General features: G+C 54.0%; 22 protein-coding genes. 6 read left to right on the top strand and 16 right to left on the bottom strand.

Annotation, left to right across the window (positions count from 1 at the left end; genetic code table 11):
- Positions 1 to 327: 327 nt before the first annotated feature.
- The 4 genes from A4E33_RS01940 to A4E33_RS01925 all read right to left on the bottom strand — a co-directional run bounded on the left by A4E33_RS01940 (position 328) and on the right by A4E33_RS01925 (position 4,279).
- Positions 328 to 822: a hypothetical protein gene (locus A4E33_RS01940; protein WP_292345895.1), complete on the bottom strand. Its 495-nt coding sequence runs from the start codon at positions 820 to 822 to the stop codon at positions 328 to 330.
- A 119-nt stretch (positions 823 to 941) separates the two neighbouring features.
- A complete protein-coding gene (locus A4E33_RS01935; protein ID WP_292345894.1) occupies positions 942 to 2,324 on the bottom strand; it encodes a hypothetical protein in 1,383 nt (460 codons plus the stop codon).
- Between the two features lie 1,525 nt (positions 2,325 to 3,849).
- Positions 3,850 to 4,080: a type II toxin-antitoxin system HicA family toxin gene (locus tag A4E33_RS01930; RefSeq protein WP_292345893.1), complete on the bottom strand. Its 231-nt coding sequence runs from the start codon at positions 4,078 to 4,080 to the stop codon at positions 3,850 to 3,852.
- Positions 4,067 to 4,279 carry a type II toxin-antitoxin system HicB family antitoxin gene (locus A4E33_RS01925; protein WP_292345892.1) on the bottom strand — a complete coding sequence of 71 codons (213 nt, stop codon included), beginning with the start codon at positions 4,277 to 4,279 and terminating at the stop codon, positions 4,067 to 4,069. The genes A4E33_RS01930 and A4E33_RS01925 overlap by 14 nt, the downstream gene beginning before the upstream one ends.
- 153 nt (positions 4,280 to 4,432) lie before the next feature.
- Between A4E33_RS01925 and A4E33_RS01920 the strand changes: the two genes are divergently transcribed.
- A complete protein-coding gene (locus tag A4E33_RS01920) occupies positions 4,433 to 5,038 on the top strand; it encodes an SdpI family protein (RefSeq protein WP_292345891.1) in 606 nt (201 codons plus the stop codon).
- Entirely contained in the window at positions 4,999 to 5,163 is a 165-nt protein-coding gene (locus A4E33_RS01915) for a hypothetical protein (RefSeq protein WP_292345889.1), read from the top strand. The genes A4E33_RS01920 and A4E33_RS01915 overlap by 40 nt, the downstream gene beginning before the upstream one ends.
- Before the next feature lie 70 nt (positions 5,164 to 5,233).
- Here the strand turns inward: A4E33_RS01915 and A4E33_RS01910 are convergent, their stop codons facing one another.
- Together A4E33_RS01910 and A4E33_RS01905 are read right to left on the bottom strand one after the other, a co-directional pair.
- On the bottom strand, positions 5,234 to 5,572 hold the full coding sequence (locus tag A4E33_RS01910; protein ID WP_292345888.1) for a DUF86 domain-containing protein: 339 nt from the start codon (positions 5,570 to 5,572) through the stop codon (positions 5,234 to 5,236).
- Positions 5,569 to 5,862: a nucleotidyltransferase family protein gene (locus A4E33_RS01905; RefSeq protein WP_292345886.1), complete on the bottom strand. Its 294-nt coding sequence runs from the start codon at positions 5,860 to 5,862 to the stop codon at positions 5,569 to 5,571. The genes A4E33_RS01910 and A4E33_RS01905 overlap by 4 nt, the downstream gene beginning before the upstream one ends.
- A 153-nt stretch (positions 5,863 to 6,015) precedes the next feature.
- Here A4E33_RS01905 and A4E33_RS01900 point away from each other — a divergent pair, with 153 nt between their 5' ends.
- Positions 6,016 to 6,414: a DUF1648 domain-containing protein gene (locus A4E33_RS01900; protein ID WP_292345884.1), complete on the top strand. Its 399-nt coding sequence runs from the start codon at positions 6,016 to 6,018 to the stop codon at positions 6,412 to 6,414.
- On the opposite strand, the gene A4E33_RS01895 is transcribed toward A4E33_RS01900, so the two are convergent.
- From A4E33_RS01895 to A4E33_RS01880, 4 genes are all read right to left on the bottom strand, one after another.
- Positions 6,406 to 6,711 (bottom strand): hypothetical protein, encoded by a 306-nt coding sequence (locus A4E33_RS01895; RefSeq protein ID WP_292345882.1) that lies wholly within the window; start codon positions 6,709 to 6,711, stop codon positions 6,406 to 6,408. The genes A4E33_RS01900 and A4E33_RS01895 overlap by 9 nt on opposite strands.
- Before the next feature lie 607 nt (positions 6,712 to 7,318).
- Positions 7,319 to 7,873, bottom strand: a complete 555-nt coding sequence (locus tag A4E33_RS01890) for a hypothetical protein (protein WP_292345880.1) — start codon at positions 7,871 to 7,873, stop codon at positions 7,319 to 7,321.
- A 597-nt stretch (positions 7,874 to 8,470) separates the two neighbouring features.
- Entirely contained in the window at positions 8,471 to 9,826 is a 1,356-nt protein-coding gene (locus A4E33_RS01885) for a M20/M25/M40 family metallo-hydrolase (RefSeq protein WP_292345878.1), read from the bottom strand.
- Between the two features lie 220 nt (positions 9,827 to 10,046).
- Positions 10,047 to 11,975, bottom strand: a complete 1,929-nt coding sequence (locus A4E33_RS01880; RefSeq protein ID WP_292345876.1) for a hypothetical protein — start codon at positions 11,973 to 11,975, stop codon at positions 10,047 to 10,049.
- 503 nt (positions 11,976 to 12,478) lie between these two features.
- On the opposite strand from A4E33_RS01880, the gene A4E33_RS01875 reads away from it, so the two are divergent.
- A complete protein-coding gene (locus tag A4E33_RS01875) occupies positions 12,479 to 14,452 on the top strand; it encodes an alkyl/aryl-sulfatase (protein WP_292345875.1) in 1,974 nt (657 codons plus the stop codon).
- 97 nt (positions 14,453 to 14,549) lie between these two features.
- Here A4E33_RS01875 and A4E33_RS01870 read toward each other — a convergent pair whose 3' ends face one another.
- The 6 genes from A4E33_RS01870 to A4E33_RS01845 all read right to left on the bottom strand — a co-directional run bounded on the left by A4E33_RS01870 (position 14,550) and on the right by A4E33_RS01845 (position 18,724).
- Positions 14,550 to 15,035 carry a hypothetical protein gene (locus A4E33_RS01870; protein WP_292345873.1) on the bottom strand — a complete coding sequence of 162 codons (486 nt, stop codon included), beginning with the start codon at positions 15,033 to 15,035 and terminating at the stop codon, positions 14,550 to 14,552.
- 19 nt (positions 15,036 to 15,054) lie between these two features.
- The gene (locus A4E33_RS01865) at positions 15,055 to 15,513 is read right to left on the bottom strand and encodes a hypothetical protein (protein ID WP_292345872.1); all 459 of its coding nucleotides are present in this window, start codon (positions 15,511 to 15,513) and stop codon (positions 15,055 to 15,057) included.
- Positions 15,514 to 15,630: 117 nt separating this feature from the next.
- On the bottom strand, positions 15,631 to 16,299 hold the full coding sequence (locus A4E33_RS01860) for a hypothetical protein (RefSeq protein ID WP_292345871.1): 669 nt from the start codon (positions 16,297 to 16,299) through the stop codon (positions 15,631 to 15,633).
- Between the two features lie 103 nt (positions 16,300 to 16,402).
- Positions 16,403 to 17,569 carry a hypothetical protein gene (locus A4E33_RS01855; protein ID WP_292345870.1) on the bottom strand — a complete coding sequence of 389 codons (1,167 nt, stop codon included), beginning with the start codon at positions 17,567 to 17,569 and terminating at the stop codon, positions 16,403 to 16,405.
- A gap of 61 nt (positions 17,570 to 17,630) precedes the next feature.
- Positions 17,631 to 18,245, bottom strand: coding sequence for a hypothetical protein (locus A4E33_RS01850; RefSeq protein WP_292345869.1), 615 nt, complete (start codon positions 18,243 to 18,245; stop codon positions 17,631 to 17,633).
- A gap of 8 nt (positions 18,246 to 18,253) precedes the next feature.
- Positions 18,254 to 18,724 carry a hypothetical protein gene (locus A4E33_RS01845; RefSeq protein ID WP_292345867.1) on the bottom strand — a complete coding sequence of 157 codons (471 nt, stop codon included), beginning with the start codon at positions 18,722 to 18,724 and terminating at the stop codon, positions 18,254 to 18,256.
- A gap of 249 nt (positions 18,725 to 18,973) precedes the next feature.
- On the opposite strand from A4E33_RS01845, the gene A4E33_RS01840 reads away from it, so the two are divergent.
- The gene (locus tag A4E33_RS01840) at positions 18,974 to 19,423 is read left to right on the top strand and encodes a peptidase domain-containing protein (RefSeq protein WP_292345865.1); all 450 of its coding nucleotides are present in this window, start codon (positions 18,974 to 18,976) and stop codon (positions 19,421 to 19,423) included.
- Between the two features lie 60 nt (positions 19,424 to 19,483).
- Positions 19,484 to 20,146 (top strand): winged helix-turn-helix transcriptional regulator, encoded by a 663-nt coding sequence (locus A4E33_RS01835; RefSeq protein WP_292345863.1) that lies wholly within the window; start codon positions 19,484 to 19,486, stop codon positions 20,144 to 20,146.
- Positions 20,147 to 20,217: the final 71 nt, after the last annotated feature.

The following is a 20,217-nucleotide window of genomic DNA, read 5'->3' as shown; positions in this document are numbered from 1 at the left end:
TGGACACGGGAAGAGACGATTGTTCAGAAGGTGCAATCGCAAAAAGAACAATTTCGCCGGTTCCGGAATACTTACCGAAACCATTACTGACAGTATCATCCAGGGGAATGAAAAACATTTTCCGGTCCCCGTAACGGGGATCCGATTCCTCCGGCCAGGCATTAACGAGATATCTCCCGGAAAGCCATAAGGTCATGTTCACGTCAACAGACCAAGCGGTCCCATTGGATGCGGTGGTCCTGCCGGAGATCCCCTCTAAATCCTCGACTGTTTTTTTGCGCGTGGTAATATCTGCTGGCCATTCTGCATCGATGTTTCTCCCGGCAATCAGGAATCCCTCATCTGGTGTGCCCCTCCAAAATCCGGAAGACAACTTATCTCATGATATCGTCCATCATATTCGAAAACCACCGGAACCTGTCGTGCATGACATTCTTCGTAGGATATATTCCGGCACGACAAATTTCGGAAATCTGAATACTGGTGCTGGTAATCGGTAAAATCACCAACGGTCCTGTGACCATTATGCCATGTTTTCGAAAAATTTCCCGGGTTCCTGATGAATTTTCCTATAACGGGGAAATCTTCCAGATCATCATCAGTGAGATGGACAATCACAGAATTCCCGATGAAATCGGGTTGTACTTCCTGGATAAAACAGTAGGAGCCACTATTCTCCTGTGTTGTAGCAGGTGACACACCGGTTTGTGAGTTATTGGGAGGAATTATCATTCCAAACAGGAAATAAACCCCGATTATTCCTAAAACAATGAGAGTGATACCAAGAATCAGCCTCTTGGGGGATATCTGCAATATTTTCATCTAATTGATCACATCCTCGGTAATTACCTTTTTTTCAGCTGCACTATCATGAAACAAAAAAAATGAAAACATTCTCCTTTTTTCATTATTTGTATCATATACTAAAAAAATTTGGGGATTTATGCCCATCCGGACCAGAGATATGAATTTGTGATCAGGTCCTGATTATTCGAACCTCCCCATGCCCAGCTGATGTGGACAAAATTCTCATTTGCTGTCTGCTGGTTCAGACTCCAGACAGAACTGGGTTTCTTCCATGATGCGCTTCCAAGAATAGGTACTTCATGGGCCCATTCATCAATCACGGGAGTAGTGTATGCATAAAAGGTATCCGTAATCGGGTTCGAACCCTGCCAGAATTCAACAGATCCACTGGCTCTCGTGAATGTTGTACTGGGATTATCCTGATCATTATACACGTATTCATGGAACCATGACAGATCATTCATATCCTGGAAAACGATGTAATATTTCCCGTTATAGATCTGGACGTGATACCCGTACGCATGGGGAAATGTCCCGGGATTCAGTTGCATAATCCCTTCCCCGGGGTCTTCATATAACGACAGATTAATGGGTGCTCCACTGTGGTCATCGTAAATCGCCGGGAACAGGTAAACATATCCTGAGGGGTACTGGGTGTAATGATCGTAATTCACTACGATCTCAATAGCCTCCTGACCGTCATTGAGGTAATACTCTCTTTCCTGGGGGGAATAGTACTGATTGCTGTTGCCTGATACATACCATGTGTTCGGGGTAATCTGACCGATACAGTAATCATAGGTATTCAGGAAATTTATCCGGTTAAAATGGATCCATTCATTATGCCATGTGTTTGCACCCGGTGGGGTGAGGAGTGCATTGGTTCCAATCCCGGCATTACCCGAACTCACGGTCATCGGTGTCGGGATAGGCGCCGGAAGAGAGGTCATCCTCTCCAACATTTTAGCATCCTCTTCCCCGGGAGATACCCTTAATGTTACACCTTCAAGTTTGATATGGGACTCGAGATCTGCAAGATTCGTATAATACCTTGCAAAATTCGATGCTGGTAAGGTCAGGTTACCGCTATCTGATGCGGCAAGGAACCTGTCATACATCACGTGGGGCATTCGCACGAGAACAACCCTCTCTTCTGGTTTGAGACCGTTTTCAGTAAACCGGTTCGAATATCCTTTCGATTCGGTAAACTGTGCTTTCAAATCCAGAAATGCGGTTGGAAGATTAATTATCCCGGTTTCGTTGTCAAGAGCAGATTTCTCAATTGTTTTCTCTGAAATAATCAGGTTGATCATTTCCGATTCAGGCAGAGGGGTTGGCGGCTTTGCGTCCTTAAAATATTCCGGGGGGATATAATGTTCCGGTGCATTTTTACCAATATTCTCATGACTCACACCGGATTCATTGACATTTTGTTCCGCCGCACTCACGCACGGCACCATCGCCATCGCTGCCAGCAGCAGTGCAAGCAGGGCGATACTGATTTTTCGTGGTTCCATTCGTTTTCTCTCCTTTGTGTTTTTTCAGACGCTCCGCTCAAAGGATCAGCCATAATTCATTTTCGCGGGAATAACGCCGTCCCTTTGGGGAGTCAGGATCCCGTTAAGGGTGTGGGTGTGGTGTAGCAGTTCAGGGCGGGATCCCGGGAATACCACTCTGGTATTCGCACACGAGTCTTGAAAATTTCCCGTAATAAGCACTCTGTCCACATCATCAAACTGCCAGTTGGACGATATGGACAGAAAATTCAAGCAGTTAATCCTGAAACGCCACTTTCATGCCCAAATCCCCGCACGCAATCCACTGTCGCCCACCGTCGTAGAAACCCCCTCCAGGCCCCTACTAAGATAGTCCGTTTCTGGATTCCGCTCAGACCCGTGACGGGTATCTGACCCGTCCCAGGGTTCCCTAAAACCCGATCCCAAAACAGCCCTTCCCTTCGATCCAGCGTCCTCCAGCCTATCCGGTAAAACAAAAGCCCGTGTATCGTTGCTGAATGTGGCCATTTCCGGGCACGGAAAGGGCACCGGAACGGCAAACAGGGGCCAGAATCGCCGATTCCGAAAAACATGTGGCCGCTTTTTGATGAATTGTGGCCAAAGATGCCTCCGGAAAGGCCAATCGGAGGTCATTTCAGCCTCCGTTGCGTACTGCCCTCACAAAGGAGTGGGGATCGCCCTATCTCCGCCAGGGTGAGATGGTACCGTCGTGTACCGGAGTAAAACCCGCCCCCCTCCGCCCGGAGACACACCCTGCTTCCCGGCCGGGGATCAGGATCCCCTGAAGGCAAATATACGTGGCAGGGAAATTTCGGCCGCTGTAACTCTGCTATTCATTGCCTCTCATTTTCCCGCCGGACAATCACGATTTTTTCCGGATAAATTACCGTGTTTTCGCGAAACATTGCCTCTGCGATCCGAGGGGTGAGGCAAAAGTCGTACAACAGGGCACGATACGGGGCCGGTTTTTTTCCGACGGGTCCCTGTCTCTTGAGACCGGGTCCTGCTGGTAGAGAGATAAAGTTTACCTGCGGCACACTATGTTCATGACTCGCAGACATTCCGTTCCTGCAATGTGAACGGGCAGTCAGGATACATCTATTCAGGCCGGCCTGTTTTCTAATCCCATCGAATTCGATGGGATTAAATCCGGGTTGTCCAGAGGTCCCAGAGATACCGGGGAATCCTGTCGTGTTCCCGGTGCCTGAACAAGTTGTCGATCAGGTTAACCGGCCTTTCCCGGTATCTATGTGTGTAAATCCTCCAGAAGACTGGCGGACGTCCCGGATTTACATTGATTATTCAGGATATTTTTTCTCGCTTCGTGCGAACGGACTACAATGTCAGAACGCCTTCGGGAAATGCATTCCACCAGATGCATTTCAATTCCTTCGCGCATGTTCTCTTCCGTTTCATTAACGGTTTTTCCGATCTCACTACATCCGGGCGGTTCAGGGAAACAGGCCGCGGAATTATTTCCGGCTTTTTCTATCACCAATGAATCCCTTTTCACCACGACATCCCTTCATACATGCCGGTAAAAGTCATCGATATCCACACGGGCCAGCCTGAGAACACCCCGCAGTGTTCCCTGTTTCAGCTCGTCATGGAGAGGAACAACCGTCCCGACCTTCCCGTCAGCAGTTGGTTTTGAGAGCCTGACATGGCTGCCGGCATGGCCGGAAACAGAGAAGCCAAAGGTATTACAAAGAATTTTAACCGTTTCCTCACCGGAAACCGGTTTATGATGTGGCAACCGATGACACCTCAAAGGTTGTGAGGATTGCCCGCTTCTTTTTTGTTTTGGGGAACTCTTCGAGATATAATTCAGTTGCCTCCCTGAGGTTGTTGACCGCCTCTTCCACGGTTTTACCCTGGCTGACGGTTCCTATTTCCGGGCATTCTGCCACATAGGTATCGTCCTCTTTATGAAGAACAGCGGTGAATGTTGACATACGATTCTCCTGAATCAGCATGGGTTCTCCCATACTAAAATCTTTGTTGATAACCGCACTGATTTCCACAATTCCCTGAATAATTCCAGTGCCCGCGTTCCTTCCGGCAATCTCGTGTCGCAGGGCACCCTTCCACCAGCATCCCGGGCTGGTGTGAAATACCATACAGCCGACGCAGGCCCGGACAGGAAAACCGTCACCCACCCCATTCCCCATCTTCATTCCCCCTCGAAACCCACCACCCGGCATGAACCTCATCCGGCCAGCAATCATCGCCGGCCCCTCACCTCCCTCGTCCCGCTCGCCGCGTACCCGGTGCTCCCGGATCAAATCATCTCGCACGGGAATGCCGCGGGTGAGCCGGACGGCTCCATGGGAAAACTCGCAGGCATCGGCCTTGTCCCGCTCATCACAGTCGCTCTCGTGGCGCTGCTCCTGTTCCTTCCCCGGATCGATCCGCTCCGGAAAAATTATGACGCATTCCGGGACTGGTACGACGGCTTCATCCCCGCGTTCGTGCTCTTCATGCCCGCGATCCAGTGCGAGATCATCCTCTGGAGCCTCGGGTATCGCATCAGCATAAACCTGGTGATGCCGGTCCTCGTGGGGCTCCTCTTCCTGTACTGCGGGTTTTTCCTCGAAAAGGTCGAGCCGAACTGGTTTGCCGGCATCCGGACGCCCTGGACCCTCAGCAGCCCGTCGGTCTGGAAGAAGACCACATGCCAGGCGGGACCTTATTCAAGGTTGCCGGTATCGTGAGCTGTGCCGGGGCGCTGGTCCCGGATCTTGCCATCTGGTTCATCCTGGTCTCGGCGCTCGCAGGTGCGCTTGCCACAGTTGTTAATTCCTACTACGTCTTCCGGATGGAGAAGGAGCAATCCTGAAAATATCGGATGACGTGTAAGGCCAGGCCGAAAAAAAAAGATTTGGTAAATTTCCTTTCGTGCCGGATTATCAATTATTTTCGTTAAGGATCCTGCGAAGGCCGATGATGACAAGCGGGATTTTTTTATCAATCGTTTCCCACAGGAGCTCATAATCCACACCGATATATCCGTGAATCACCTTATCCCGCAGTCCGGCGATACTCCGCCAGGGGATATCGGGGTAACGTTCCCGCACCTGATCCGGTAAAAGTTTCGTTGCTTCTCCCATGACGGCAAATTTGTACAGGACCGCAGATTTGGTCTTCTCATCAGCAACAAAATCTTCCCGGGATTTCCCTTGCGTAAAATTATGAATATCTTCTGCTGCCTGAAGGATATCGGAGATGAGGAGCCGGTATTCCCTCATGCGTACACAACATCCCGGTAAACACCTTCACGTATCTCCGGACGGAGTGCCCGCGGTGTAGCAAGATCCACGTGCCTTCCGATCTTTTCTTCAAGATATTCCGAAAGTTCGATAAGATCGAAGAGATCTGCACCCTCTTTAAAATCGACAAGAATATCCACATCACTATCTGCCCGTCCTTCCTTCCGGGCAAATGAACCGAAGATACCAATGCTGCGGACTTTATACCGTGCGGTAAGATCACTCTTTATTGAGGTGAGGAGATCAAGGATTTCGTCACGGCTGGTCATATGGTTCTCTACTTCCTATCTGATGTACCTCCCATTAATTATTTCTCTCACGACGGGAATAATGGTTGCAGGATACGATTTCCGTGTTTTTGGGTGACACACATTCCGGCACTTGCCTTAGCTTAACAAAACCGACCCATCCGCGAAAAGAAGATGGCAATCCCCCATAAGCCCCATCCCTTATTCTTCATTCCCCACAGCACCCCTCGACCCGGCTCGAACTCCCTCCCGATCTCAACCGGCCTCATTTTCACCTCCCTCGTCCCGCTCGCCGCGTACCCGGTGCTCCCGGATCAAATCATCACTCACTGGAATGCCGCGGGTGAGCCGGACGGCTCCATGGGAAAACTCGCAGGCACCGGCCTTGTCCCGCTTATCACGGCTGCTCTCGCGGAGCTGCTCTTCTTTCCCGTATCGATCCGTTCCGGAAAAAATATATCGCATTCCGGGACTGGCTCGACGGCCTCATCCCCGCGTTCGTGCTCTTCATGTCCGCGATCCAGTACCAGATCATTCTCTGGAGTCTCGGGCATCGCATCAGCATCAACGTGAGGATGTCCGGGAAACAGGGCCGGACAGATTTTTTTTAATCCGACAGGCCATCAGATCCTGGAGGATGAGAAGAAGCCTTAAGGTTTCTTCGAACCCGGACCCTGGCTGAAAAAAAAGGTGGGTATCGTAGATACCCACCTGCTGGAACTGCTTCGCAGTGTCCAGAATTCCAGTCGTGACCACAACCCTGCCGGAAACCTGAACCGGATCAATCGGATCCTGGCGGAAATTTTCGACAAATCTCCCCCAGTGCCATAGCACGATCCCCCTCCCAATCGCCCGTCCCAACTCTGCCATATTCTGTCATCCTGCTTCGGCGTAAAAAGGCCATTTTTTCCTAAAAACCCTGCTGTTTTCCGGAGAAACACTGTCATTTTCCCGGAAAAAAGGGCAATCCGGGGCCGTACAGGGCCCCTTTGGGAAGTACTCCAAAAAGGGGGGTGCCCGGGGATATGTATCTTCTCTGACGGGAAAAACGTATGAGCCGACGTACGCCCGATCCGGAAAACCAGCCTTCCTTCAGATCCCGCTCCCCCAGTCAGATTCCCCTCCTGATCGCCCGTCCCAACTCTGCCATATCCTGTCATCCTGCTTCGGCGTGAAAAGGCCATTTTTTCCTAAAAACCCTGCTGTTTTCCGGAGAAACACTGTCATTTTCCCGGAAAAATGGTAAAGCGGGGCACAATACGGGCCCGGATGGGATCGGCCCCGGAACCTGGTTCCCGAAGGCGGAGAACGGATGTACCCTGATGGTACCCGGTGATCATGCACCGGTTCATCAGGTACCCGGGACCAGCTGCCAAAAACCTTTTTCCGATCGCTGGCGGGATGTCCCCTGCTGCCATCCCCGGCCAACGTGAAATCCTGGAGAACGGGCGCACGGTTGCACTGCCACCGGCACCCCTTACGAGAATGAGGGGTAGGGAACGGTCTTTGCCCCGGCCACGAGATAGTACAGGACCAGGGCTTTGCCGGTATTCTGGTCAAGGAGACGGACCCGGTCTGATGCATACACGAACTTCAGGGCCGCAAGGACTGCAACATAGGGATAAAAAACCCGTCTCAGCCGGTGCCGTTCGCATACGTCAATGAATTTTCTCTCCTGTTCCCGGGTCATTTCGGGAATGCTGAATTTTGGCCGGTGTGCTTCAGGGATCTCCCGCCCCCAGCCTGCAGACGGGTCAAGGCCGGTCTTCCCGGCGGCAGTCACCATAAAATCCCGGATCTCTTCCAGATCCCTGCCGGGATCGTAGGCCAGTATCATTCCCGGCCTGTAGGGGCTGAGATCGAAACTCCTGCTCCGGAGGAGCGAGAGGCCGGCCAGGCTTGCTGCAGCAGAGATGACCGTCTCAACATGACTCCCGGTTGGTTTCATGAATTCCGTGGAGAGCAGGCTCAGCACGTCATCTGCCGCCCGGTCAAGTGCCGGATACATCTCCTGGATTTCAGAGGGTTCCATTACAATTTCTCTGTCTCTCCGGGTATTTTTCAGTTACGGGATCACTGCCCGAAGAGTTCGATGTGTCCGGCAGTCAGGGGTCAGCCCGTCCTTTTCGCCGGATATCCTTCCGTCATCCTGACTGATGAATGGCAGTCGACCGGTTCCCGTCTCCCACCGCACCGGCACATCGCCACGATAACCCGCTGTGAAAAAGAACCGGATACATTGCCATGATATGATAAAAACGTCAAAACCATGGATGCGATCATCCGGGGCCGCTGAACGTATTCACGCACCAGCGTCTGCCTTGCCTGAGAAGCATCCGGAAGGACTGGGCTGGTCAGACCGGCTGTCAGGAAAAAGGGGAACGGATCGTCTGTTTCACCAAAAAACAGTCAACGGGTATATCCGAAAAACTGCTGAAACGTTTCCTGGCAGCGAGTACAAACCATTGACACGGTTTTTCCGTTCCTCAGATATCGATAAACATTCCGGCATATGGTCCGCGTTCACCAGACCCGCCCAAATGTTCGTGTATCCGGAAAAACATTGTACAAAATTTTTTGGTACGGGATGGCACCGGCCAAAACGCATTTTTTGAAAATGGTATGAATCTCACCAGCCTTCCCCCATCTCCTGCATCAGCAGCGCCTGTGCCACGATAAACCGCTCCAGCTCGCGAATGTCAACGCTCTCGTTGGGCCCGTGGATGAACGAGCCCGCATCGTCCGAGGCACCCCACAGCACGAACTCTGCTCCCGGCACCGCATCGCGGAGCGCCCGCATCAGGGGGATCGAACCCCCGGTCCCCTTCTCCTGCACGGGCTTTCTGAACGCGGCCTCCATCGCCCGTTTTGCAGCCGCGAACCCCGGCCCGCCGGCCGGGCAGACGAATCCCGGATCATTTCCCGTCTCCTGGATCGTGACCCGTGCATTCCACGGGGCAGCCGCCCGCAGGTGGTCCGCGAGGATCTGCAGTTCGCGGCGTGGATCGGCATCAGGCGCGATCCGCATGCTGACCTTTGCCGAGGCGTGGGGGATCAGGATGTTCGCCGCACCGGTGACGGACGGGGCGTCGATGCCGATCACGGTTACGGAAGGTTTTGCCCAGAGCCGCGAACCGATCGGTCCGGTGCCGGCAAGATCCACCCCCGGCAGCACGCCGGCGTTCTGCCGGAAGAGTTCCTCCGGGTATTCCGCGGTGCCGGCCGGGGATTCGCGGAGGCCCTTCACCGCAACATTTCCCTGCGGGTCATGAAGCGTCGAGAGGATCCGGATGAGGGCAACGAGGGCATCCGGCGCCGGTCCCCCGAATGAGCCCGAGTGCACCGCGTGATCGAGCGTACGGACTTTGATGATACAGGAAACCACGCCCCGCAGGGTAGTGGTGAGCACCGGGTCACCTGCCGTAATGTTCCCGGTATCCGCCACAACGAACAGGTCGCACCGGAAGAGGTCCGGGTGCGCTCCAGCGAACTCCTCAAGATGGCCGGCCGTCTCCTCCTCACCCTCGATGATGACCTTCACGCCCACGGGAGGTTTCCCGTCAAAGACCCTGAGAGCGGCGGCGATGATAACGATCCCCGACTTGTTGTCGGCTGCCCCGCGCCCGTACAGCCGGCCGTCCTTCTCCACCGGCGTCCATGGATCCGAATCCCATCCATCCTCTATTTTTGCGGGCTGGACATCGTAGTGGGCGTACAGCAGGATGGTCGGTGCCCCGGGAGGCGCGGGGATCTCCCCGTACACCGATGGGTACCCGCGGGGGATCTCCATGAGATGTGCGTCCGGAAGGCCGGACCGCTTCAGTACGTCTGCCGTTGCACAGGCCATGGCATGGACCGGTTCAGCAGGGTAGCCGGGGAACGATACGGACGGGTACCGGATAAGATCCCTGATATCCTCAACGACACCGGGCATCAGCGCCCGGACCCTCCGCTCAATCTCTGCCGTTGTCAGCCCGCTCACCATACCCACGCCCCGCAACGGGTTCGCTTTGAAGAATGACCTGCACGCATGATCGTCACCGTACCGCCGGACTGCCGGAGAGGATCTGACCGTTCCATCCTGATAACGTTTTCCCGGAAAAGATCCGGAAGGAAGGATCCGGGATTGCAGGATTTGGAACGGATCGTTTCCGGGCTTTCAGCCGGAATCCTGCATCGTCAACTCCTTGCGGGAACCAAAAAAATTACCCGCACGATGCGCCGGCATCCGCCCGGTACCCGCCGACACTGGTCGTGCCTTCCTTCCACTCGTTGGTATCTGCCGTTGGGAAGAGGAGCTTGCCGGTCCAGGTCACTGCCATGGGGGGCTGGCTGGCATCGCTGCTCTTCTGGCAGATCAGTTTCTCGGTATCATGGAGTTTCTTGTCGGCATTCTTCTTGACGGTGTCCTTGTCCTTCTCAATGATCTTTTCGATATCCTTTGCCGGATCCGCGGACCTGAGGGCCTGTTTCATCCGGTCGGCATGGTCCTTCTCGTGCTTCCGTATGCCGGCGAGATACCCGTCAACATTATATTTTGCATCGAGATTGTGCTGGTAGAACGATCCCATGCCATAGGGGAGTTCCTTGCCGCCGGATGCTGCCGGGAGGATATTCGGGTTGATCACGGTCTTCCGGTTCATCTCCACCTTGTAGTCCGCGGTGTACGAGTACCCGTCAAAAGGTTTGCCCGGTTCGCTGACTGTGGCAATCCTGTACCCGCCAGCGGTCTCCCAGGACCCGCCTTTCGGTGCCGGGTGGAGGAGGTTCGAGCTCTCGTCTGCCGTCCCCTCGCAGAGGCCGCAGATGCTTGCGCCGCCTTCGTACATGCCGCTCAGGCTGTTGTACCACGGCGGGGTTGCCATGAAGCCGGTATCGAATCCCTCTGCCGATAGGGTGAAGGGCGTCTCCCATGACCGGGGCGTCACGGAAACCGGCACAGTCGCTGAATCTGTGGACTTGCCGTCCGTCACCGTCAGCTTCGCGGTGACCGGGCAGAGGAACGTGACCGTCTGCTGCGATCCGGTCAGCGTGCCGGAACCGATCGAGACGGATGACGGGCATCCGGCACCTTTCGTAAAGGTCCAGGTATATTCCGTGATCGATCCGGTTGATTTGCTGCCGTCCAGCTGCAGCGGGGTTCCCCGCTCCACCGTATACGGCCCGCCGGGGACTGCCTTGAGTTTTTTCGGTTTGGGCGGCACCGGGTCCAGAACCACACGCATCGTGATCTCCCGCGTTGTCGAGGACGGCGAGGTGTAGTGCAGCGATTCATCGTCCTTCATCTCCCGCACGTTCTTCACGTGGCAGGTGATCACGTAGCTCGTCCCGTCCATTTTGAAGTCGCGCTGGCCGCCATCGAACTCGGTGCCTTTCGCATCATCGGCTTCGGAATGGCACTGGAACCAGAACACGCCGTCCTGGGTGTCGGTGTCCTCACCATCGCACTTCCCGTCCGATGAAACGCTCTTTGAATGGGTGGTTTCCGTGTATCCCCCGTCCAGCTGAATCATCTTCCCGTCCGGGTAAAACCCGAAGTCGAAATCCGTCTGCGAGATCGTCCCCTGCTTCTCGTAATCGAACGTGTAGGAGTCCATCGGGTGGCAGCCGGCCTCGCCCCCGGTTGCGAGCGACGTGCTCTGTTCCGAGAACGAGCCCGAGACCGGGAACGAGCGTTTGCCTTCGGTAAAATGCATCCGGTAGATATCCTTGCCCTGGTAATCCTGCTCGTGATCCACCTGCACCGGGAACGATCCCTGGAACTGCAGCGTTGACGTGGTCTCCTCGCTCCGCGATGTATCCTTTTCTAACTTTCTCACGTATGTGAGTTTTGTCCAGACCTTTTCTGTTGCCGAGACCGTTGCCTGCCATGTGCTGGTCTCCGGTTCATCCGATCCCGGGGACGACCAGCTCCCGCTGCCGGATCCCCCGTCACCGGAGCCCGCGCTGCCGGCATTGTCCCCGCCGGAACTCCCCCCGCCGGAGCCCCCTCCGCTGCCGGCCTCTGCTTTTTTCTCCGTGCCGAACGAAGACATACAGCCCGCCGCACAACAGAGCATGATGATCGCGATCGTAACCAGTACGGGATACCATGATTCGGACGGTATCCTCCCTAATCCGGAGTTTCCTGCCATTGATCTCCCCTGAACACCGGAGGATTATTGTTCAATGTTCATAAATGGGGATCATCTGAGTTCCGGCACGGGCGCACGCGGTTTCCTGCCGGAGAACCGCGGATTGTGCCGGGGAATTTTGCGATTTTTCCGATCTCTCATCCAGTGCAGCACTGACATGATAAAAACCGGTGAGCGGCAGGAGTACCAACAGGTTCATCGCAGCATATGCACCCTTTCCATTCCCCGAAATCTGCAGAGGGTACAGGCGTCTGGAAACACTCTGGTACTCAGGAAAATGGCATACAACCCGATCACGCCGGATACACAGGCAGATACCCGGATGATTTTTCGTTCCGGCCTGGGAAAAGCCATAATAAAACCTGCCGATGTCAGGGAGAGGAATGCGAGCGAGACTGTGAGGTACCCGGTGGTATGCGCTGATGGGAAGACCCCGCCGGCGATCGAGATCCGGATTATTGCGGCGTTATTATCCCACAGGACAGAGTACCGGAATACTGCCCATGAAATCCCGGTCTCCTGTCATTTTGGCTGTTCTCGCCATCTGCGCCTGTACCGTTACCGTCGCTGCTGCCGGTACCTCCGCTGCCGATCTCCGGAACAATGCCACATCGTTCACCATCGCCGCAAACAATGCGGCAAACAACACCCCGGCGTGGAACAACAGCGATGAGGACTTCGCATTCGCACGCCGGGGGCTCCTTGCCACGTACGACCCGCTGGTCATCCCGTCCGATATCCCGAATATCACCGCGTGGAATGCCGAAGGGTTCCGGCGCACAGCTGCCGGCGCACGGCCGGATACCATCAACCCGCTCCTGTTCCGGCAGGCGCAGCTGAACAACATCCACGGCCTCTTTGAAGTCCGGCCGGGGATCTACCAGGTCCGGGGCTTCGATGTCTCGTCCGTCACCTTCATCCGGGGAGACACGGGCTGGATCGTGATCGACCCCCTCAATACCGTGGAAACGGCACGGACGGCGATGGCACTCGTGAACTCAACACTCGGCTCCCGCCCGGTCAAAGCCGTGATCTACTCCCATCCCCACAGCGACCATTACCAGGGAGTGAAGGGCGTCACCACCAGCGATGCGGTGAAATCCGGGAACGTTGCGATCATCGCACCCGAAGGGTTCATGGATCAGGCCATCAGCGAGAACGTGTACGCCGGCAATGCAATGCAGCGGCGGGCTGTAAACCAGTTCGGCCTCCTGCTCCCCCGGGATGAGAAGGGGCTTGTGGATATCGGCATCGGCAAAACCCTCGCGACCGGGACAGCATCGCTCATCCCCCCCACAATGACGATCACGCACACCGGGCAGGAGGTCACCATTGACGGCGTCCGGATGGAGTTCCAGATGGCGGAAAACACCGAAGCTCCGGTGGAACTCAACATCTGGCTCCCGCAGTACAACACCCTGTTCGTGTCGGAGAACTGCGCAGCATCGCTCCACAACATCCTCACGCCGCGGGGCGCACAGGTCCGTGACCCCCGTGCCTGGGCAGAGAGCCTGGACGAGACCCGCACGCGGTACGGGGACCGGGCGGAGGTCATGATCTCGGCCCACAACTGGCCCCGGTTCGGCAACGCAAAAGTTATCGAAATCCTCGAGAACGAGAGGGACATGTACAAGTACATCAACGACCAGACCCTGAACCTGGCTAACAAGGGCTACACCATGGACGAGATCGCGGACAGGGTGAAACTTCCCGCCTCGCTCGAACCATACTGGTACACCCACAGATTCTACGGCTCGGTCCCGATGGCCGTGAAGGCCACGTACCAGAGATATCTCGGGTTTTACGACGGGAACCCGGTGAACATCAAGCGGCTCACCCCCACGGAGTTCGGGAAGAGCATGACCGAGTACATGGGCGGAGCGGATGCGATCATGCCGAAGCTCCGCAGGGATTACGATGCCGGGAAGTACGAGCTGGTTGCCTCGATCGCGCAATACCTTGTCGATGCCGATCCGGAGAATATGGAGGCACGGCGGATCGAGGCCGATGCGCTTGAACAGCTCGGGTACCAGGCGGAATCGGGCGCCGAGCGGAACCAGTATCTCACGGCAGCATCGGAACTCCGGGGCACGCTGAAGGTCCCGGCCCGGAACATGATCTCGGGCGACATCATGGCGGCCATGACCACCGGCCAGCTCCTCGACTACCTGTCCGTCCGGGTCAATGCAACGAGAGCAGCCGACGCTGACTATACCATGAATCTCCGGATAACGGATACCGGTGAAACCGCCCGGATCCGGGTGAAGAACAGCGTCCTGATGTACTGGCTGAACGAGACTGCGCCGGATGCAGCGGTAATTGTGGAGATGCCGAGAAAAACCCTCGAGACGCTGGCACTGAACCCCTCGCAGGCGCCGCGGAACGTGAGCGTGACCGCGGGAGATCCCGGGGTGTTTGCTGCCTTTGCCGGCATGTTCGATAGCTTCGATCCTGCGTTCAATATTGCAATCCCGTGAAAACCGACGCACTCCCGCACCAGCCGCAAACCGATCGAGCGAACGCGATGAAATTTTTCCCTGTCCGCACGCGATCGCGATGTTTTTTCCCTGCTGGTCAGGAATCCGGAGGCTGATGGGCAGATACCAGGTACATTATTCCGGAAACCACCCCGATCTCGATAAATAATCCAGCCCAGATCATCACATCGTATACCGGACTCTGGTACATAATATTCGCAAAGCCTGTGAGCGACACGAGAGTGTCGGCTGCCAGGCCGGAGATCGGAAACCTGTACCCGAAGGGGGGCATCAATCCGCCGGCACGGGTTTCCCTGCTGCCACCAAGGATGAAATAACCGAGGAGTCCCAGCGCGATGATAAAAGTCAGAAACAGTGGAATTACCGGGAAGCCCCCCTTGAATTTTTCCAGGAGCGGAACGGGTGTTATCACTGCCATTGCAACGAACGCAGCGAGAAGGGAAAGCATGACAATCGTTTTGCAGGGAAATACAGGCACTCCGGCAAGAATGGAATACAGGTACAGGATCCCAAGGGCAGACAGCGGGGGGACCCAGATCGGGATCCGCTTAAACAATTTCATTTTTTCACCATGGGGCAGGCTAATCAATCCCCGAGAGGAACACACCGATCCATGCACCAGCAAGGATGATTGCGATTCCCCGGAATTTCCAGTCAGGCCGCGATGCGAAGTACCCTTCGAGCCCGCCGATGATGCAGAGTACGGCGATGTAAACCACCGTATTCACGAGATGGTGCGAAGTCACCGGCAGGTTCCCCGTTCCAAACCGGATCACCGTCATTACCAACAGGAACGGCAGGATCCCGATGAGCACGGCACCGTTCGTATCGAGTGTCCTCCACCCGTACATAACCGAGGCGAGGACCGTTGCAGCGAGTGCGATGATCTCAAAAATATTCCAGATGCCGGCGCCATGGCCTTTTCCTGCAAGGACAGCTGCGGCCAGCGGGATGCACCAGCACAGGATAATCAGGGCGGATACCGTCAGCGGGTGAAAAACAGAGGATTTTTTCCGGGGGACAGAATAAAACGGATCCATTCTGACCAATACCTTATGGAAGTGGCATATCCCGGAACATCCTGGTGCCCGGGAGCCGGGTCCGGTCCTGCTGTAACCATGTTCCTGCCATCACACAGCAGTACTTTTGCCGGGAGATCATACACCCTCTGAAATATGCACAAGAACAGGTATAGCGTTATACACCGCGGGAGGAAAACGTTCCGATACCTGCACCGTATACACTTTTCCGTTTACCGAATGCTGCATCCCTTCGATCGCGATAAGGTCAAGCGAAACCGAGATCGTGCCCCCGGCACTGTGGAGAGGCCTGATCGTATCCGGGATGTACACAATTGAAGAATAATCCCTCGCGGGATCCGGAACAGCTTTGAGCATAGAGTATTCAGAATGCACGAGAGGCAGAACTGGGGTGAGGGATTCCTGCGTGATATTCCTGATGACCGTTCCATCGCGATATTTTTTTGAAAATTCTGCATGGATAGGGGTCAGGTTCCTGCCGGTAGTCCGGAACGAGAGCATTTTGCCATCTTTTGTCACGACGATGAGCGATGTCCAGTTCCCAAACCTTTTGTACTGGAGTTCATCATCAGAAAAGACCGGCTGGCCGTTCCTCTGGGGAAGCGGGACGAGGATATCGGTGACAGACCCGGATGTAAAATCTTCCAGCCCCCGGATATCAACTGTATACCGGTAGAGCCCCGGGCTGTTGTTGAAATACATGATACTGAAATACCATGCCACAAAAAAAACAAGGATAATCACGGTGATTGAAACAAAGACTTTCCGGACATTGATCGTTGTCATGCTGGTTTACCTCATTATTTCAAAGTTCTTCATATAATGTTGGTCAACATAAAAAAAAGAGTTATGAATGGAGGTCAGCGTCCGATATGATTCCCGTCACCCCTCATCTTCGGTTCACCCGGACATATATTCCTGCCAGACACAGGGCGAAGAGAGATACCAAAAGAGGAAGCGGTGAAGAAGCCAGGTTTGATCGTGTGGCATCAGAGGAGGGCGATGCTTCTCTGGCACCGGAACCATCCGGAGAAACAACAAAGAATTTTGTTTCAGGGATAGCAACCGAGGCTTCGTAATAATAGTACCGGGAGATGTTCACGTTATCCCCGGTAACCAGGTTCACACCGGGCCAGATCCTGTTCATGCTGCCCGAAGCGTTGAACGGATCAGTGTCGGCCCGGTAATTGAGAATTACCGTGGGGAATATCATGCCGCTATTCTGTTTTTTTCCCGTGACGGTTACCAGGTAATTCTGCTGCCCGCCGCTCATGATATCTCCGGTGCAGTCAGATAACAATAATTTTCCCGCGGAGAAGTGGCCGGTGCCATCGGTGTATGTTGTTTTGTCCGCGATATCGATCCCGCAGGGGGATGTGACATTCATCACAGCACTTTCGATCAGCGGAATACCATTCGCTTTTTCCGGGAAAAACACGTTCAGGTTTGCGTTGTGCAGGGAGACCGGGCCGGTATTTTTCAATGAATAATTCAGGATAAACGAGGAATCGCGTTCGCTGAAATTCCGGGATATGGTTACCCCGGGCAGGTTGATCTGGTCGCCGTTATATAACCGGGACCCTTCTGTGAAATCGTGCGAATATGCGATGATGACGGCACAATTCGGATCGATGGTAATATTATTCCATCCGTACTGCGTCTGGTTTCCGGTGCCGGAGATCTGGGCGCTCTCTAAAACCTGCGTTTTTTTCGGGAAGAAAAGGTTCGGGATATTGCTCTGCTGCATCAGCGATCTGTTACCAAAAACGGTGTGATTATGCACCGGGGTATCGCGGCCGACCGGCACTAGGTTTGTAACAGAAACGGTCTTTTTATCTGGATAATAATTGAAAATCCATGCTTCATGGTGGATGATGAGGGAAAGATTGGCTGTGCTGTTGAGGTTCGGTTCGATATCAAATGACAGGACATCACGTTCAGCAGTGAGAATCGTGTTGTTCAGTAATGGTATATCACGGTCCTGAAGATTACTGCCCGTCGAAGAAACAGTTCCGCTGACCGGAGCGATGATCACAAGACAAATGAAAATAGCCATGATAAAAAAAGGGATGGGGTATGTCTTCTGGTGCTTCATTATACATCCTATGTCCTGAACTCTAGGGCATCAATATTCCGTACATACCCCCGGTTCCATGCAGTGCAACGGCGTTTGAGAGTGCATCCGCCGGTTCCAGACCCTGTATGAGGAAAAAGTCCCAGAAATCTGCTGCTGTATCCTCTGAATCATACAGCGGCAGCAGGGTAACTCCTCCAATATACATGTTGATATTATTCACTTTAAATGCCGATCGCAAGGGATTCTGATAGCTGTTGCAGCCGTTCATGAAGATGTATGAACTTGCCAGTCCCTGGTAAGGATCCAGATCGTTTATCTCGGTCGAGGTAATCTGGTTATTATTGTACGCATAGACTCCGTATGCCGGAGAGCCGTGACTGGCTGCCGTGTTGATATGCCCGATGTTGTTGTTCAGGAGCAGATAGGCATCATTCTGCCAATAATCCAGCATCAGGCTTTTCGTGGCCGCAGATGTTGTGAGGTAATCGGGATCGTACCCGGCGTCTATCCATGTGGCCACAATAGCACTCGTGTCGGCAATCGAGTTGCCCTCATTCACGGGTGCGGTCGCCAGGGCGTTGGCAGTCAGAGTGGCGGAGGATATTCCGGCCATCAGACAGAGTGCAATACAACTTATGAGGATTTTTTTCATCATTTTTCCACCTACCAGTATTTCTTCCAGTTGAGAAATCCCTCGTCAAGAATGCTGCCGTCTTCCGGGTTTACATACGCATAATATAATCCGTACGTGTCAGAGGCCGATGAGCCAACAACGGTGGATATCCTCTGTTTGCCGGTGTAGGGATATGCCCATACAACACTTATCTGACCATGAGTGAGATCCCTGAATTTTGAAAAGCCCGTGGAATTTGTGCATATTGCTGCTGCCTGATCCTTGTTTTCCGGACTGATTGCCGGGGCATTCAGGTATTCCAGGTACTCTTTCGGCAGGTCGAGTTGGGAAATGGTTTTTTTACTCGGAAGATCACTGACGATTTTTTTGATTTTCGGGTTTTTACTCAGCGTTGCATTTTCTGCGCTCACGAAGGGCACAGCTACCATCACTGCCATCATTACCAGCAGCAGGATAGTTCCAACCTTTCGCAGTTCTATTTTTTCACTCCTTTTTTCCATAGCTTCCGCTCAAAGGACCAGTTACCATGCCTTTATCGGGACCAGCCAGTCCCTGAGCGTTTCAGGATCCCGCTGAGTGTGATGATAATGGATGTGAATCTGCGGGGCGGGATCCCTGGAATACCATTCAGGTATTCACAGACGCATGTTGACAATTCCTTGTAATAAGCAATCTGTCCACAACATCCAACTGCCAGTTGGACGATGTGGACAGAAAATTCAAGTCGCTTTTCCTGAAACGGCATTTCCATGGCAAAACGAATGGCACTTGTCATGATGATGCTCGTCTTGTGCGCATCATCCGCTTTGGTATCGGCACAGGAGAACACGGAACCTCTCACCAGCGTTGGCGGTTATTCAGTCGAGCCGGCCCGCGATGCTGGCGGGGATCTGAAAGGTCTCCTGTCAGTGTACGAAACGATCGTCCAGGGCCAGACAAACTGGCATACGAAGTCCGTGTCGTCATATATCACGACGCTCAACGTCGACCTGAACTGGGGAAACCCCGGCAATTCCCTGCGGCTGAAGATCTATTCCCCGGACGGGTACACCTTCGGGCCGTTCTATGACAGTTACGATGGGAATTATGACAGCCGGATCAACCTGAACATCAACAACCCGGGCGGGATTGCAAAGGGGACATGGTATTACGAGGTGTACGGGGAATCCGTGAGCGGAACGCAAGGTTATTCACTCTGAAATTCTATATGCTCTTGGATGAAATATCCGGCAATTATTCTCATTTTTTTATTGTTTTTAATGCCGAGAGCAGCACTTGCCGGCGGCGGTTACACGGTCGAGCCATATTCCCCCCCGACCGGACCTTTTGATTCTGCCGGTTCGGATATGACGGTCTCCTTCTTTGATCTCCCGCTCTGGATCCAGCTCAGCTGGGCTGCCGGTGCCCTTGTCGCCGGCTTTACCGTGCTGAAATTCGGTCCGGTCGTCCTTGCGAGGATACGAAACATTTTAAAAAACGAGAAACGCCGGGAAATCCTGGAGTATGTCGGGCAGAACCCGGGATGCACGACAGCGGACATCGTCCGGGACATGAACCTGAACCGTGGCACCGCGAAATATCACATATACCTGCTCGGTCTTGAAAGCAAAGTCACCGAGAAAAAAGACGGGAAAATGAGGTACCTGTTCAGGAACGGGGGGATCCGGCCGGAGAAGAAACAGGTCTATGGATATATCCGGAACCCGACAAAGCGTGAAATCCTCATGACAATCTTCAGAGAACCCGGCATCAGCAATTTGCAGATTGCAGAGAGGATGCAGCTGGATAAAAGCACTGTGCACTGGCACCTCTCCCGGTTTCTTGAGGAACGGATAGTCGATTCCGTATGGGACGGTAGGAACATGAACTATACGGTAACCGATGACGTGGCGGAGATCCTGAAAACCGGTCCGGCGGGATAGGATCCTAGTTTTTCAAAAAAGCAACTACGACAAGCTGATCAAACCGGGCAGGTATCCGCTGCCAGTACCAG

Source organism: Methanoregula sp. PtaB.Bin085 (assembly GCF_002067035.1).
In the GTDB taxonomy this organism is placed as follows: Archaea; Halobacteriota; Methanomicrobia; order Methanomicrobiales; family Methanospirillaceae; genus Methanoregula.
This window is presented reverse-complemented; position numbering and strand designations above follow the sequence as displayed.